The following is a 14,866-nucleotide window of genomic DNA, read 5'->3' as shown; positions in this document are numbered from 1 at the left end:
AACTGCGCTAATCGCCGATGCTTACGATTGTCTGCGAGTGACCTCGTTGACAACGGGGTGCATAATAGTGATTTGCCTAAGAGAGGTCAAACGTTTTTTGCATAAAATAAATCAATCGGTCATTTTTAGTTCATAATGGTTAAATATTGCAAAATCCAGCTGAAATTTAGACGCTTTTTTTGAAAACACCGGTTTATAACTTAAAAGCACCTTGGCGCTTCGGGCCTTTTCTGCGAAAATAGCCTGCATATTAAAAAAGCATTAATAAAATTAATTTTTTGCATACACCCCTCTTTATATGCTGGTGCTTTTAAAATATAAGTATCGAAGTTTATTTAACCCCAATTAAAGGTCCCCCATGACGGCAAACATCATTGATGGTAAGGCAATCGCAAAACAAGTACGTAGTGCAGTGGCTGAGCGCGTAAGCGAGCGCGTTGCAAACGGTTTACGTGCACCTGGTTTAGCAGTAGTACTGGTAGGGCTTGACCCTGCAAGCCAAGTTTACGTTGGCTCTAAACGCAAAGCGTGTGAAGAAGTAGGATTTATTTCAAAGTCATTTGATTTACCTGCGCAAACCAGCGAAGAAGAACTACTAGCATTAATTGATGAGCTAAATAACGATGGCGAAGTAGATGGTATTTTAGTACAACTACCGCTACCTGAAGGCCTTGATGCAGAAAAGATTTTAGAACGTATTACACCACATAAAGATGTAGACGGTTTTCACCCATACAATATTGGTCGCTTAGCGCAACGTATGCCGGCGCTTCGCCCATGTACACCAAAAGGAATTATCACCTTACTTGATTCAACAGGTGTGCGTTACAAGGGAATGCATGCGGTAGTGGTTGGCGCTTCTAATATTGTTGGTCGCCCTATGTCGCTTGAGTTACTACTTGCCGGCTGTACTACAACGGTATGCCATAAATTTACACAAGATTTAGAAACCCATGTTCGCCGTGCAGATTTATTAGTAGTGGCCGTAGGTAAACCTGAATTTATTCCGGGCGATTGGGTAAAAGAAGGCGCGATTGTGATTGATGTAGGTATTAACCGTTTAGATACAGGTAAATTAGTCGGTGATGTTGAGTATAGCATTGCAGAGCAAAAAGCTGATTTTATTACTCCTGTACCGGGTGGTGTTGGCCCAATGACTGTAGCAAGTTTGATTGAAAACACACTTGAAGCATGTGAAAAATACCACAGTTAAGCATTTAACTGATACCAATAAAAAGGGTTGCCATTTATGGCAACCCTTTTTAGTTTAAACGCTACGTTAAAGCATTTACGCTTTACGCCACGTTGTTTTACCGGCTGAGTCTTCAAGCACAACACCGAGTGCATTGAGTGCATCACGTGCTTCATCAGCGGCGGCCCAGTCTTTATTTGCGCGCGCTTCGTTACGTTTTACAATCAGTGCTTCGATAGTGGCTACTTCATCATCATCTTGCCCACCTTGCAAAAACGATTCTGGTGCTTGCTGAGCAACACCAAGTACTTCGCCTATGCTGCGTAGCACAAATGCTAATTGCCCTGCTTGCTGTGTATCGGTGTCTTTAACACGGTTAAGCTCTTTAGCCAGTTCAAATAAAACCGGTAACGCCTCTGGTGTATTAAAGTCATCGTTCATCGCTTTTCTAAATTTAGCCACGTACTCATTGCTCTCAATGTCGCACGCTAATGGCTCTACACCACGAAGTGCTGTGTAAATACGTTCAAGTGATGAGCGTGCTTGATCTAAATTCTCTTGCGAGTAATTTAGCTGGCTTCGGTAATGCCCTGATATTAAAAAGTAACGAACAGATTCAGCATCATATGTTTTTAATACCTCACGCACAGTAAAAAAGTTGTCTAATGATTTAGACATTTTTTCTTTATTTACTTGTACCATACCGGTGTGGATCCACGTATTTACATACATACCATTGTTTGCACAGCATGATTGCGCAATTTCGTTTTCATGGTGCGGAAACTGTAAATCAGAGCCGCCACCGTGAATATCAAAATGTTCGCCTAAATGCTTTGAGCTCATTGCTGAACATTCTATATGCCAACCTGGGCGCCCTTCTCCCCACGGTGATGACCAAGAAGGTTCGCCTGCTTTTGCTTTTTTCCACAATACAAAATCAAGCGGATCGTCTTTATCTTGTGCAACTTCTACGCGAGAGCCTGCTTGGAGCATACTTAAATCTTGTTGCGATAGTGCGCCGTACTGTTCAAACGTAGAAACATCAAAAAGCACGTCGCCGTCATTTGCTACGTACGCATGGCCTTTTGCAATTAAGCGCTCAACCATTTCGATGATTTCGTCCATATGGTTTGTAACCGTCGGTTCAATATCTGGGCGCAACATGTTTAGGCTATCAAAGTCTTCGTGCATGGCTTTGGTCATACGCAAAGTTAGGTCATTAATTGACTCGCCATTTTCGTTTGCGCGTTTAATTATTTTATCATCTACGTCGGTAATATTACGTACGTATTTTAAGTCGTAACCAAGATGGCGAAGATAGCGGACAATAACATCAAACCCGACAAATGTACGCGCATGACCGATATGACAAAAATCATAAATGGTGATACCACACACGTACATGTCGATTTTGCCTTCGACCATAGGTTTAAACTGCTCTTTTTGTCGCGTGAGTGTGTTGTATATTTGTACCATTTACTTTAAGTCCTTGACTGTTTGCTGAGTTGGCTATGTTAACACTTGAAAAGCCCCCGCTCTAGCGCTTTTTATACCCAAACCTCTTCAATACAGTTGTTTAAGCTGGAATTAAAACCAATTTAGGTTAGGCCTTGATTGTGTGTAATAGAGGTTCTGTTGTTAAAATTAATAACACTGTAAAAATCGGTTTTAAATCACCCTGTTTATTGCTCAACGGACTCTTTTTCTGTGCATAGTTACATATTGAGAGAAAATACGACAACGACAAAATACCACCTCGATATAGACCCTCTGTAAAACGCACAAGTATATACCTTGAGCAGCTTTGGATATATTGAACAAGCACTTTGTTTATCTTAGTTAACTAAGATAAAATAGCGCAACTAATTAAACCAGATATAGGAAACCACATGGTTGTTCTACACACTAATTTTGGTGACATCACCATTAAAATGTTTGAGCAAGAAGCTCCAAACACAGTTAAAAACTTTTTAGAGTACGCAAACTCAGGTTTTTACAACGGCACTATTTTTCACCGTGTAATTGACGGCTTTATGGTGCAAGGCGGTGGATTTGTACCTGGTATGGAACAAAAAGACGTTAACGACCCAATTCAAAACGAAGCAAATAATGGCCTATCTAATAAAGTAGGTACATTAGCAATGGCACGTACACCTGATCCTCATTCAGCAACGGCCCAATTCTTTATTAATGTTAACGACAACGACTTTTTAAATCACAGCAGCGAAACGTCGCAAGGCTGGGGTTACTGTGTATTTGCTGAAGTAGTTGAGGGCATGGACGTAGTAAATAAAATTAAAGGTGTTGCAACAGGCAGCGCTGGTTTTCACCAAGATGTACCGCTTGAAAATGTAATCATCGAAAACGTTACTGTAAGCTAAACGTTTACTCATACACCGAGTAATTAAGCGGGCATGGTACATTAATGTATTCGCCCGCTTTTATTTAACCTAACTAGATGCCTTTATGACTTCTCAAACCTACTTTATTGCAGATTTACATCTAAGTGAAAACCGCCCAGATATTAGCGAGGCCTTTTATCGCTTTATAAATACGCATATTATCGGTAAGCCCGTAGATGCACTGTATATTTTAGGTGATTTTTTTGAAGTATGGGTTGGGGATGACTACGTAACAGAATTGGCCAGTGAAGTTGCAAAACATTTAAAAGCCGTTAAAGATGGCGGAACTCCAGTGTACTTTATACATGGTAATCGTGATTTTATTATGCGTGAGCAATACGCTAAACGCGCTGGTATGGTATTGCTAAACGAGCAAACGGTTATAGATTTATATGGCACACCCACTGTTATTTTGCACGGTGATGAAATGTGTACTCAAGATATAGAGTATCAAAAGTTTCGCAAAAAAAGCCGTGGCTGGTGGTGGCCTAAATTAATGTTAGCAATGCCACTTTGCTACAGAAAAAAAATTGCGCGTAATGCCAGAGAGAAAAGTAAATTAAGTCAAGCCGACAAACCCATAGAAGTTTTAGACGTAGTTGATGACGCCGTACTGGCGATGTTTGCAAAACACAATGTGAGCAACATGATACACGGGCACACGCATCGCCCTAATGTGCATAAGTACACTGTAGGTAAGCAAACACTAACACGCACTGTGCTTGGGGATTGGTATACTCAGGGCTCATACTTAGTGGTTACACCAGACAGTCAAAAACTTATTAATACGCCCTTCGCATAATCTCAAATCCTGACTATTATTTAAGTACTTTTTGGTAATAGGATAAGGATATATGAATAAAGCTATTTTTTGCTTATTGCTTTGTTGCATCTTTCCCAAAGGGTACGCCTCTGAAAATTGGCAACTCGTCGCTGAAAACTCCCCTCCTTATATTGGTGAACGCTTAATGAATAATGGCTGGGTGACAGCCTTAATTAAAGCGGCTTTAATAAATCAAAATATTGATAACGATATAGAGTTTACCAGTTGGAACAGAGCCCTAAAGCTGACCAAAATAAATAAAAAAGATGCAATTTTAGGCGCTTTTTTTACACAATCTCGCACTGAGCTTTTTTACTACTCTCGCCCGCTGGCTAACGTATATGTCGGCTTATTTAAGCTCAAAGGCAGGCAAATAAACTATGACGGCAGTATGAACTCTTTACAGCCATACAGTATTTGTAAAGGCGTTGGCTATGCAGTTAGCGAGGCTTTTTCTGAAAGTAATGGCCTTGCTGTAACCTCCACACGTGGGTTAATTAATAGTTTATACATGCTACAAAAAGGACGGATAGACTTAGTTGCAGGCACTAAAGAAGTGGGGGAGTATTGGTTAAAAAACACCGAAAAGCTTAATGAGCCCGGCGCGCCACAAGTTGAATATATTTCGCCGGATTTAGAGCACCACCAACTCCATGTTATGTTTCCCAAATCTGACCCTAATGCAAAACATAAAAGGGACGCACTTGAGCAAGGCTTTACCGCTATTTTATACAATGGCACCGCAAAAAAAGTGTTGATGAAACATGGTTTTTCTCAAAGTGCAGCACTTGAACTTATAGACTTTATAGAAAGAAGTAGCGCACCAAACTAGCCAGTGCGCTTGAAGAGCAAATAGCACCGATTTAGTTGGTGACTTGTGCAGGTGCACCACTGTGAAACTTAAAGTCTTCATCGGGGCTGGTAATTAAATCAGCCTCAACTTTACCAAAAAAGTCGACTCGCTCAGTAATATCAAAATCAGCAATTTCTTGTGCCAGTGTTAAGTAATCTTGATAATGGCGTGCCTCAGAGCGAAGCAACGAAATATAAAAATCGCCTAAGCGTTTATCAACATGCGGCGCAAGCTTTGCAAAACGCTCACACGAGCGAGCCTCAATATAAGCGCCTACAATAAGCTTATCGACGAGAGCATTAGGTTCAAACGTTTTAACGTTACGTAGCATCCCCTTAGCATAGCGACACGGTGTGATACTTCGGTACTCTACGCCATATTCGTCCATTATTTCGAGCACTTGGTAAAAGTGATGTAACTCTTCTTTTATTAGCATCACCATTTTATCAATTAAATCTTGCCCATATGGCGAGTTTGACTTTGGAATAATAGATTTTGTCAGTTTATTTTTAGCCGCCAAATCACGCCAATTGCCTTCACGCTTATAAATAAGTGTTTCAAAAGGTTTTAGCCATTCAAGTAATGCATCACTGCTGTCTTTATCGACCGCGTACTTACGGATTAAAAACATTGCACTTTGCGCTGCTTTTAACTCACAAATTAAATGGTCGATTAAGATAACCGATAAATTCTCTTTTTTTACTGCTTCATCTACCCAGGCATTCGGGGTTTCGCACAATAAAAAATTATTAATAGGGGCTAAAAGTTCGCTATGTGGCACAGGGCTGCTCGTTACTTCAAATAATAAAAAGCCATTTTAACACGAAAAATAACGAAGAATAAAACAAGCAAAAACAACCGACTTAAAATGTTAATAGGCAGTTAACTTGACTTTGTATCTGAACTAAACCATAAATATAAGTACTGTACAAAAAACAAACTAAAAATAAATTATAACCAACAGTAAACCGTTCCTTTTATGGAGTACCGCTATGATACTGAATCACCTGTGGGGCATTTATGCTCATCCACTCGAAGAATGGCAAACAATAGATAACCGCCACGAAAGCCTAACTTACAGCTTGTCGCATATTTTACTTATTGCATTATTTCCATCGATTATGGGGTATTACTCATCGGTGTATTTAGGCTGGAGTATTGGTGCAGGCAACCCAGTATTTTTAACGCATGAAAGCGCACTGCTAATTGCCGTAGCTATGTATGGTGCGTTAATAGCCGGAGTGTTTGCTTTGGCCTATTTAGCCCATTGGATGGCCGTTACATTTGGTGCTAAACCTACGTTTACACAAACGCTTGAGCTTGCCGCTTATACTGCTACACCTGTGTTTATGTCGGCCTTAGCCGCTTTTTTACCTGAGCTGTGGTTTGTTGTTTGCGTAGGTATGATTGCCCTAGCCTACTCGGTGTACTTACTGTATACGGGCGTGCCAATACTTATGCATATTCCGCAAGAGCGCGGCTTTATTTATGCCAGCTCTGTTGTCACCTGCGGGCTAATTTTATTGGTAATAATTTTAGCTGTAACCGCAATTCTTTGGACTAACGGCATTGTGAGTCCAATGTTTACCTAATCAACCACGTTGTTTGATATGAAGTGTTCCCTTTCTTTCCTTCGCAAAAAAGGAGCTAATTAGCTCCTTTTTTTATGTCGATTATGTTTAGTTACACATTAGTCAGCTTCGTTGGCATCTTGATTATGTATTTCAAGGCCTGATGACATGGCGTTTTCGCGGTTGCTTTTAGCCGAGTCGTTACGTAGCTGATCAATATGATTTAAGTAATCTTGATCAATATCGCCGGTAATGTACTGCCCATCAAATACAGAGGTTTCAAACTTAGTAATTTCTGGATTTTCTTGGCTCACCGCTTCAATTAAATCGTTTAGCGATTGAAAAATTAAGCCATCAGCACTGATGCTTTGGTTAATGTCTTCAACTTCGCGGCCATGCGCAATAAGCTCTGCTGCAGAGGGCATATCAATACCATACACATTCGGGAAGCGGATTTCAGGAGCGGCTGAGGCAAAATACACATTTTTTGCTCCAGCTTCACGGGCCATTTCTACAATTTGCGCAGAAGTTGTACCGCGCACAATTGAATCGTCAACCAGTAAAACGTTTTTACCTTTAAATTCACGGTCAATCGCATTTAGCTTTTGACGCACTGACTTTTTACGCATTTCTTGGCCAGGCATGATAAATGTACGACCAATATAACGGTTTTTAACAAAGCCTTGGCGGTAAGGTAAATCAAGCATGCGGGCAATTTCTAATGCTACATCGCATGAGGTTTCAGGAATTGGGATAACTACATCAATGTCTTTATCGCTCCACTCACGCGCAATTTTTTCACCCAGTTTAGTACCCATGTTTACACGCGTTGCGTAAACCGACATACGATCGATGGTTGAATCAGGGCGAGCGAAATAAACAAACTCAAAAATACAGGGCGCATAAGAGGCTTTTTCTGCACAACTTTGTGAATGGAATTGACCATCTTCGGTCACATAAATCGCTTCACCTGGCGCTACATCTCGCACAAATTCAAAGCCGTCAGGCTTTAGTGCTACGCTTTCTGATGCAAACATGTACTCAGTGCCTTTAGGCGTTTCACGCTTACCAAATACCAGCGGGCGAATACCATTAGGGTCACGAAATGCTAAAACACCGTGACCAATTATCATCGCTATAGCGGCGTAGCCACCTGTAACCTTGTTGTTTACTTCGGTTACTGCGGTGAATATATCTTCAGCGTCTAAGTGTAATTTGTCTGACTTACTCAGCTCATGCGCCATAATATTAAGCAATATTTCTGAGTCTGACGTTGTATTAACGTGGCGACGGGCTTCTGAGAATAGTTGCTGCTTTAGCGTTTCAGCATTAGTTAAATTACCATTGTGCGCAAGCGCTATACCAAAAGGTGAGTTAACATAAAACGGCTGCGCTTCAGATGAGCTGGAAGAGCCTGCGGTAGGGTAACGTACGTGACCAATACCAATTGTGCCCTGTAGTCGTTTCATATGGCGGGTGTGAAACACATCCTTTACTAGGCCATTTGCTTTGCGCAAGCTGAACGTATTGTTTTCAATGGTAATGATGCCCGCGGCATCTTGACCTCGGTGCTGCAAAACAGTTAAGCCATCATAAATCGCCTGATTAACAGGAGATGTTCCGACTATCCCAACGATACCACACATGTAATTTATCCTCGCCGATTAACGGTTTACTGAATTTAAAAAGCTCGAGTTGTTTTCTAGGTACGAAAAGAACCATTCAACAACAAAGCCGAATTCTGGAATCAAAATAGAATTGCCCCACCAGTGCGTGTTTGGTGCACCAGTAAAAGCATCAAGAAAGAAGAGTAACGCGCTCACGACCAACACGCCTCGTAGCGCACCAAAAACAATGCCAAAGACACGATCGGTGCCAGATAAACCAGTACGCTGTACAAGCTCACCTAAAATGTAGTTTAGTAAACCGCCTAACAGTAGCGTCGCAAAGAAGAGTATGGCAATGGCCGCCGCATTTCTTAAAAGGGGTTCAGAAATACTTGTTAGGAAGGAAGCTAAATATTGGTAGAACAAACTAGAGATGATAAATGCGCAACCCCATACTGCTAATGACATAGCTTCTTTAACGAAGCCGCGTATTAAACCTATGATAGTAGACAGTGCAATGATGCCAAGAATGGCGTAATCAACCCAGATCATATTAACCAATTAGTCGCTATTTTGGGGCGCATTCTATACCCAAACCTCCTAAATATGCAAGTTAAAGCGGGAGATAACCAGTAACTATCTAATACAAAAAATTAACATTTAAGAGGTGTGTTTTTTAGCGCTAAATTAAAAAAGGCCTTACTAAGTAAGGCCTTTAAAAATCAGTGAGTGACGGTATATTGCGTTACTTTGCCGTTGAGCTTGGTCAGCGCTTTTAGCTCAGGTAACTTTTCAGTAAGCTCAGCCTTATCAAGCGAGGGACCCACAAACACTTTAGTCAATGTACCATTAGGCGTTTTGATGGGCTTTGTAAACGTTTTAAAACCTTTTGCTTTAAGCTTAGCTTGTAAAGCCTTTACATTAGCCGCATGAGAAAAGCTACCAAGCTGAATTACATAGGCCATATCAGTGAGGTTTTCTTCACTCTTGCGTGGTGCAATAGGGTTAGCTTTGGCAGGCTCTGGCGCTTTAGCGACAGGTTTACTTGGCACACTCTCACCTTCTATGCTGCCCTCGACTACTTCTCGCTCTGCCGCGAATTTGCTTTCTTGGCTTGTCAGCACGTCGTCATCAGCAGCTACATTCTCTATTGGCGCTTGCTTTAAGGGCTCGGCTTGCGCTACTTTTTCATCTATAGACTCTTGAAGGTCGATAGTTTTAAACTCAGAGCGTTCAGGGATAGCTTTAAAGCCCTCTTTATAGTGGACCTTTTCGCCATCGAGTATATTAGGAATAAACACAATTGCTGCGATCACCACAATACTGGTTCCAACTAAACGATTTATAAAACCTGAGTTCACCGACTTTCTCTCTATTTTTTAAAGTAGTTTATAGCATCTGCAACAGTAAAAAATGACCCAAACACAATTAAAAGCGTATCACTTTGCTGTGTAGGCATAATTACATTAAGCGCATCGTGCACACTATTATAGCGTTCATGCGTGCCTGTATGAGGTATAGTTTGCAACGCGGCGGCCATATTTTCAACGTTATCGCCACGTGGTATGTGTAAGCTAGTAAGAGACCATTGATCAATTACAGAGCTTACCTCTTTAAGTACACCCGCTTTATCTTTATCAGCAAGCATAGCGACTAATGCATGAATTTTAAAGCCTTTATCTTTATAGCTTGCAAGCTTTAGTGCTAAATAACGAGCAGATTCGGGATTGTGCGCAACATCAGTAAACACTAAAGGTGTAGTATTGAGTTGCTGAAATCGGCCCTCAACAACTAAATTAGCTAAACAACGTTTAATTACCTCATCGCTTGGTAGTAAATTTAACGCTGCTAAAGTAGTTAAAGCAGTTGCGGCATTTTGTGCAGGAATTGCTGGTTTGTCTAACGCCAAATCATAATGCTTATATTGCCATGTGAAATGCGCTGGGTGCTCTTTGAATATAAAATCAGTGCCCGATATAACCATATTGGCTTTAATCTCAGTGCCATAATCGGTCATAGTGTGGGGTATGTTCAAATCACCAATAATAGCTGGCGTATTTTCACGAAATATACCTGCTTTATCATAAGCAACCAGCTCGCGTGTATCGCCTAGGTATTCTTTGTGATCTAAATCGATAGTGGTGATCACGCTTGCATAAGGTGTAACGATATTGGTGGCATCAAAACGCCCACCCAAACCAACTTCAAGCAGCACATAATCAACCTCAAAACGCTTAAAAATAGCCAATGCACCAAGAGTGCCATATTCAAAATACGTCAGTGCCGTGCTACCGCGACCTTGCTCTAGCGTGTTAAAGGCATCAACATGGTATTGATCTTCAAGCTCTTGAGCATTTATGCGCACACGCTCGTTGTATTTAATTAAATGAGGAGAGGCATAAGTGCCAACAGAATAACCTTGAGCCAACAATAAAGACTCTAAACAGCGTGCTGTTGTCCCTTTGCCGTTTGTGCCGCCAATCAAAATGATTTTACTGGAAGTGTTTAATAAGCCAATGTTGTTTGCAACAGTAGCGACGCGTTCGAGGCCCATTTCAATATTTGCAGGGTGAACACTCTCTAAATAACAAAGCCAATCATCAAGGCTTGATGATTGGCTAGGAATTGTGTTTGTCATAGCATGTAATCAGTAAAGCTGAAATTTACGCTACTCTATGCTCTTGTTCAGTAGAAGGCAAGTTCATAAATTTAGCAAGCACACGTGCTAACGTGTCACGCATTTCGCGGCGGTCAACAATCATGTCTATCGCACCGTGCTCTAATAAGAACTCACTACGTTGAAAACCTTCAGGCAGAGTTTCACGTACTGTTTGTTCAATAACGCGCGGACCAGCAAAACCAATTAAGGCTTTTGGCTCAGCAACGTTTATATCACCTAACATCGCAAGTGATGCTGATACACCGCCCATGGTTGGGTCGGTCATAACTGATATAAACGGCAGGCCTTTTTCGCTCATTTTAGCAAGTGCAGCACTGGTTTTAGCCATTTGCATAAGCGACATAAGTGCTTCTTGCATACGTGCTCCACCTGAAGCTGAAAAACACACTAATGGCATGTTGTGCTCTAAACATTGGTCTACGGCATCAACAAAGCGTGCACCTACAACCGAAGCCATTGAACCACCCATAAATGAGAATTCAAAAGCAACCGCTGCAACAGGAATACCTTTTAAGCGGCCTTTCATCGCTACTAGTGCGTCTTTTTCGCCACTTGTTTTTTGGGCTGCGCTAATACGATCTGAGTATTTTTTTGAGTCTTTAAACTTTAATACATCTTTAGGCTCGTGCTCAGTACCTAGCTCTGTGCGGTCGGCTTCATCTAAAAAGTGCTCTAAACGCTTACGGCCGCTCACACGCATGTGGTGGTCGCATTTAGGACATACGTTTAATGACTTCTCTAGTTCAGCTTTATATAAAATTGAATCGCAAGCTGTACATTTAGCCCAAACGCCCTCTGGAATTTCTTTACGACCTGATGACTTAGTCGTTTTAGGTAAGATTTTTTCTAACCAACTCATTTGCAACTCTCTTAATGCTGTTCTGTGTCGCGAGCCTGCTAATAAGTAGCAGACAGATTTTTTCAATTAAAACATGAATTACACAAACACGGTATAAAAAACTGGTCTTAGTAGTTAGATAAACGCTTATAAATTCAGCACTAACATTCCGTGTCAGGTAAAAATAATGGCCCTAACGGCGTTTTAGGAATGTTAAAATGCGCTGGGTAATCAACATCCACTAAGTACAACCCTGCCGCTTTTGCCGTGGCACTGGCTTTAGCGCGCTCTTTTAAATCTAATAGCTCTTTTAACCACACTGGCTGATGTTTATGTAAGCCTATATCCATTAGACAGCCGGTAATATTGCGCACCATATGGTGTAAAAAAGCATTCGCTTTAATATCAATAATAACGTAATCACCCTGTCGCTGTACCGATAAATGATGAATTGTTCTGTTTGCTGTATTAGCTTGGCAATGCAGTGCTCTAAAAGAAGTAAAGTCATGCTCACCAATTAAGTACTGACACGCTTCTTGCATTTTTGTTTCATCAAGTGGGTGATGAAAATGTGTAACCCCTTCATTCATCACTGCGCCCCTGTAGGCGTAGTTATAAATAACATAACGGTAACGACGCGCTGTTGCGCTAAAACGTGCATGGAAGTCTTCACTTACGGGTTGTGCAAAACGAATTGCTATGTCTTTAGGCAGTAGCGTATTCATCCCCATGGTAAACGCCACCATTTCACGCGGAGCATGAGTTTCAAAGTGGATAACTTGGCCAGTGCCATGCACCCCAGCATCTGTGCGCCCCGCGCACACTATTTCAACCGGATGATTACAAATGCGCGATAACGCTTTTTCTACTTCTTGTTGTACGCTATTTACGTGAGACTGACGTTGCCACCCACTGTAACGCGCGCCGTTGTATTCAACTCCAAGTGCTACTCGCATAATTACTGCTTTACCTACTGTGCTAATGAACGAGGCATTTTATGCTATCTCGCGGTGCAATAAAAGCCAGTGTGTTGTGATCCAATAAATACCTACAAAAAAGCCGCAATAATTACCTTATTGCGGCTCAAGTAACGTTTACAAAGCTACTTTAATTTTGCTTTTAAGCTTTGGGCTTCTTCTTGCACATCTTCAGGGCCACTTTCAATAACATCTTCAATCACTTTTAATGCTGAGTCAAAGTCGTCAATTTCAATATACGCCCTTGCCAAATCAAGCTTGGCAGAATAACCACCGCTCTCTAAGTCAACATCTGTAGGATTATCCCCAGCAAGTAAGGATTCAAAATCACCTAACCCTACATCCATATTAACTTCGTCATAAGGTTCATGCTCAAGTACCGAGTCGTCACTTTGTTCGAGTAACGCATCAATATCAACAAAATCGTCGGCAGTAGGCTGCTCTGTATCTTGTATAGGGTTATCTTGAACCGCTTTCGTTTCAATCTCACTATCTAAATCTTCATTAAGTAAGCTATCGAAATCGACGTCAAATTCACTGCTGTCCTCTAAATTTAACTCATCTGGTTCAGCTAGTTCACTGAGTAACGCATCAAAATCGGTTTGCGTTAGATCAGCCATAAACTCATCGTCTAGCTGCTCGTCGGGTATAACCTCTTCATTAGTGTGCTCATCAGGAGCTTGCGTTAGCTCAGCTTCTATCTGCGAGTTTGTTATTTCATCTTCACCGTCTTGTGATAGTGCTTGCTCTAAAATTGCGTCGTCAAAATCAGGTTGCTCCTGCTTGCTGTCCGTAATCTGCTCTTCACTGAAAGACTCCTCTTGCGAAAGAGGTGTATCAACATCATCGTCAATCAGCGGCTCGTCATCTAGGTCAGCATCTAATGCATCAATACCAGTGTTACCAGCAAGTGCATTCGCTAAATCTTGCTCAGCTTGGCTTGGCGCCATACCGCTTGACCGTCCATCAAGTTCATCACCTTGCAACTCTTGCGGACTATATGATTGCTGATCATCTAAATCAAAATCGTCGTTATCAAGCTCTAATTCAGGGTATTCATCAAGCTCTTCGCTTGGGGTGACTTGCTCATCTAATAATGCATTAAGCTCTTCGTCTAGCCCATCAATACTTTGCAGTAAATCGTCATCGAAAACCCCTTTGTCTTCATCCGTATTTTCAGGTAAATCTAGCTCGCTTGCGACATCCGTTAATTCATCCGCCGATAAATCCGTTTGAGCCCGGCTATCATCTTCACCGATTTCTTCAGCGGCAAGCTGTGGCTCTAATTCTAGCTCTGAAAAATCATTATCAATGAGTAATTCATCATCAAAGTCGTCTTCTAGGCTATCTAATTCATTGCCCGAAAGTGCGTTTGCTAAGTCTTGTTCAGCTTGGCTTGGCTGCATGCCTGTAGCCTCACCATCAAGCTCATCGCCCAATAACTCATCAGGTAAGTATTGCTGTTGTTCTGTTACATCTAACGCGTCTCTCTTCTCATCTGAAAAGTCTATATCATCGCTGAGTGTATCATTTACAACCTCATTTTCAGGTTGAGTATCTAAAAGCGGATTCGCTGGTGTTTCCTTTGAATCTAGCGGATCGTCACCTAAATCGACCTCTACCTCTTCAATATCATCATCAAGGTCATCAAGTGCCCAATCAGGGTTTTCAACATAGTCTTCGTCTGTAGCTTGCTCTAGTTCACTGAGTAATTCATCAACACTTTTTAGGGTATCGTCAGTGTACTCATCCTGCGCATCTTCTGGGTCAAGTAATGTTTCTGAACTATCTATGAAGTCGGTGTTTTCAAGCAAATCATCATCAAGCTCTCCTGCAAGCTCTGGTTCTTCTAAAAGCTCTGGTTCTTCTGCAAGCTCAGGCTCATCTTCAAGCTCAGGCTCATCTTATATCGAAATTAAATCT

The 14,866-nt window shown here is 41.4% G+C and carries 14 protein-coding genes; 5 read left to right on the top strand and 9 right to left on the bottom strand.

The genetic code is table 11. The features are described 5' to 3' along the window. Positions 1-358 precede the first annotated feature (358 nt). Complete coding sequence (folD, locus tag CWC17_RS17725) at positions 359-1,213, top strand: bifunctional methylenetetrahydrofolate dehydrogenase/methenyltetrahydrofolate cyclohydrolase FolD (RefSeq protein WP_055015795.1); 855 nt, start codon at positions 359-361, stop codon at positions 1,211-1,213. 75 nt (positions 1,214-1,288) lie between these two features. On the opposite strand, the gene cysS is transcribed toward folD, so the two are convergent. Further along, positions 1,289-2,668 (bottom strand): cysteine--tRNA ligase, encoded by a 1,380-nt coding sequence (gene cysS / locus CWC17_RS17720; protein ID WP_138614381.1) that lies wholly within the window; start codon positions 2,666-2,668, stop codon positions 1,289-1,291. A gap of 413 nt (positions 2,669-3,081) precedes the next feature. Between cysS and CWC17_RS17715 the strand changes: the two genes are divergently transcribed. The 3 genes from CWC17_RS17715 (at position 3,082) to CWC17_RS17705 (ending at position 5,249) form a co-directional block, all read left to right on the top strand. Next, positions 3,082-3,573, top strand: coding sequence for a peptidylprolyl isomerase (locus CWC17_RS17715; RefSeq protein ID WP_024032242.1), 492 nt, complete (start codon positions 3,082-3,084; stop codon positions 3,571-3,573). Between the two features lie 85 nt (positions 3,574-3,658). Then, complete coding sequence (locus CWC17_RS17710) at positions 3,659-4,396, top strand: UDP-2,3-diacylglucosamine diphosphatase (protein WP_055018771.1); 738 nt, start codon at positions 3,659-3,661, stop codon at positions 4,394-4,396. Positions 4,397-4,448: 52 nt separating this feature from the next. Continuing rightward, positions 4,449-5,249 (top strand): substrate-binding periplasmic protein, encoded by an 801-nt coding sequence (locus CWC17_RS17705; RefSeq protein WP_138541638.1) that lies wholly within the window; start codon positions 4,449-4,451, stop codon positions 5,247-5,249. A 31-nt stretch (positions 5,250-5,280) separates the two neighbouring features. On the opposite strand, the gene miaE is transcribed toward CWC17_RS17705, so the two are convergent. Beyond that, positions 5,281-6,051, bottom strand: coding sequence for a tRNA isopentenyl-2-thiomethyl-A-37 hydroxylase MiaE (gene miaE / locus CWC17_RS17700; RefSeq protein WP_055015799.1), 771 nt, complete (start codon positions 6,049-6,051; stop codon positions 5,281-5,283). A 211-nt stretch (positions 6,052-6,262) separates the two neighbouring features. Here miaE and CWC17_RS17695 point away from each other — a divergent pair, with 211 nt between their 5' ends. Then, positions 6,263-6,862, top strand: a complete 600-nt coding sequence (locus CWC17_RS17695; RefSeq protein ID WP_004586887.1) for a Yip1 family protein — start codon at positions 6,263-6,265, stop codon at positions 6,860-6,862. 98 nt (positions 6,863-6,960) lie between these two features. Here the strand turns inward: CWC17_RS17695 and purF are convergent, their stop codons facing one another. The 7 genes from purF to CWC17_RS17660 form a co-directional block, all read right to left on the bottom strand. Then, positions 6,961-8,487, bottom strand: a complete 1,527-nt coding sequence (gene purF / locus CWC17_RS17690; protein WP_055015800.1) for an amidophosphoribosyltransferase — start codon at positions 8,485-8,487, stop codon at positions 6,961-6,963. Positions 8,488-8,505: 18 nt separating this feature from the next. Then, positions 8,506-9,000: a CvpA family protein gene (locus tag CWC17_RS17685; RefSeq protein WP_055015801.1), complete on the bottom strand. Its 495-nt coding sequence runs from the start codon at positions 8,998-9,000 to the stop codon at positions 8,506-8,508. 170 nt (positions 9,001-9,170) lie between these two features. Further along, a complete protein-coding gene (locus CWC17_RS17680; protein WP_138541639.1) occupies positions 9,171-9,809 on the bottom strand; it encodes an SPOR domain-containing protein in 639 nt (212 codons plus the stop codon). 11 nt (positions 9,810-9,820) lie between these two features. Next, a complete protein-coding gene (folC, locus tag CWC17_RS17675; protein ID WP_138614379.1) occupies positions 9,821-11,086 on the bottom strand; it encodes a bifunctional tetrahydrofolate synthase/dihydrofolate synthase in 1,266 nt (421 codons plus the stop codon). 25 nt (positions 11,087-11,111) lie between these two features. Continuing rightward, complete coding sequence (gene accD / locus CWC17_RS17670) at positions 11,112-11,987, bottom strand: acetyl-CoA carboxylase, carboxyltransferase subunit beta (RefSeq protein ID WP_055015804.1); 876 nt, start codon at positions 11,985-11,987, stop codon at positions 11,112-11,114. Between the two features lie 140 nt (positions 11,988-12,127). Then, a complete protein-coding gene (gene truA / locus CWC17_RS17665; RefSeq protein WP_055015805.1) occupies positions 12,128-12,922 on the bottom strand; it encodes a tRNA pseudouridine(38-40) synthase TruA in 795 nt (264 codons plus the stop codon). Between the two features lie 146 nt (positions 12,923-13,068). Further along, positions 13,069-14,757: a FimV/HubP family polar landmark protein gene (locus tag CWC17_RS17660; protein ID WP_138614377.1), complete on the bottom strand. Its 1,689-nt coding sequence runs from the start codon at positions 14,755-14,757 to the stop codon at positions 13,069-13,071. Positions 14,758-14,866: the final 109 nt, after the last annotated feature.

It is taken from the genome of Pseudoalteromonas sp. S3785, from assembly GCF_005887365.1.
In the GTDB taxonomy this organism is placed as follows: Bacteria; Pseudomonadota; Gammaproteobacteria; order Enterobacterales; family Alteromonadaceae; genus Pseudoalteromonas.
Note: the sequence above shows the minus strand (reverse complement) of the source record. Positions and strands in the feature narration are given on the sequence as shown.

Coding starts and splice junctions, on each gene's coding strand:
- truA (WP_055015805.1), bottom strand. CDS start 12,922: ATGCGAGTAGCACTTGGAGTTGAATACAACGGCGCGCGTTACAGTGGG.
- CWC17_RS17695 (WP_004586887.1), top strand. CDS start 6,263: ATGATACTGAATCACCTGTGGGGCATTTATGCTCATCCACTCGAAGAA.
- CWC17_RS17710 (WP_055018771.1), top strand. CDS start 3,659: ATGACTTCTCAAACCTACTTTATTGCAGATTTACATCTAAGTGAAAAC.
- CWC17_RS17685 (WP_055015801.1), bottom strand. CDS start 9,000: ATGATCTGGGTTGATTACGCCATTCTTGGCATCATTGCACTGTCTACT.
- folD (WP_055015795.1), top strand. CDS start 359: ATGACGGCAAACATCATTGATGGTAAGGCAATCGCAAAACAAGTACGT.
- CWC17_RS17705 (WP_138541638.1), top strand. CDS start 4,449: ATGAATAAAGCTATTTTTTGCTTATTGCTTTGTTGCATCTTTCCCAAA.
- cysS (WP_138614381.1), bottom strand. CDS start 2,668: ATGGTACAAATATACAACACACTCACGCGACAAAAAGAGCAGTTTAAA.
- folC (WP_138614379.1), bottom strand. CDS start 11,086: ATGACAAACACAATTCCTAGCCAATCATCAAGCCTTGATGATTGGCTT.
- purF (WP_055015800.1), bottom strand. CDS start 8,487: ATGTGTGGTATCGTTGGGATAGTCGGAACATCTCCTGTTAATCAGGCG.
- accD (WP_055015804.1), bottom strand. CDS start 11,987: ATGAGTTGGTTAGAAAAAATCTTACCTAAAACGACTAAGTCATCAGGT.
- CWC17_RS17715 (WP_024032242.1), top strand. CDS start 3,082: ATGGTTGTTCTACACACTAATTTTGGTGACATCACCATTAAAATGTTT.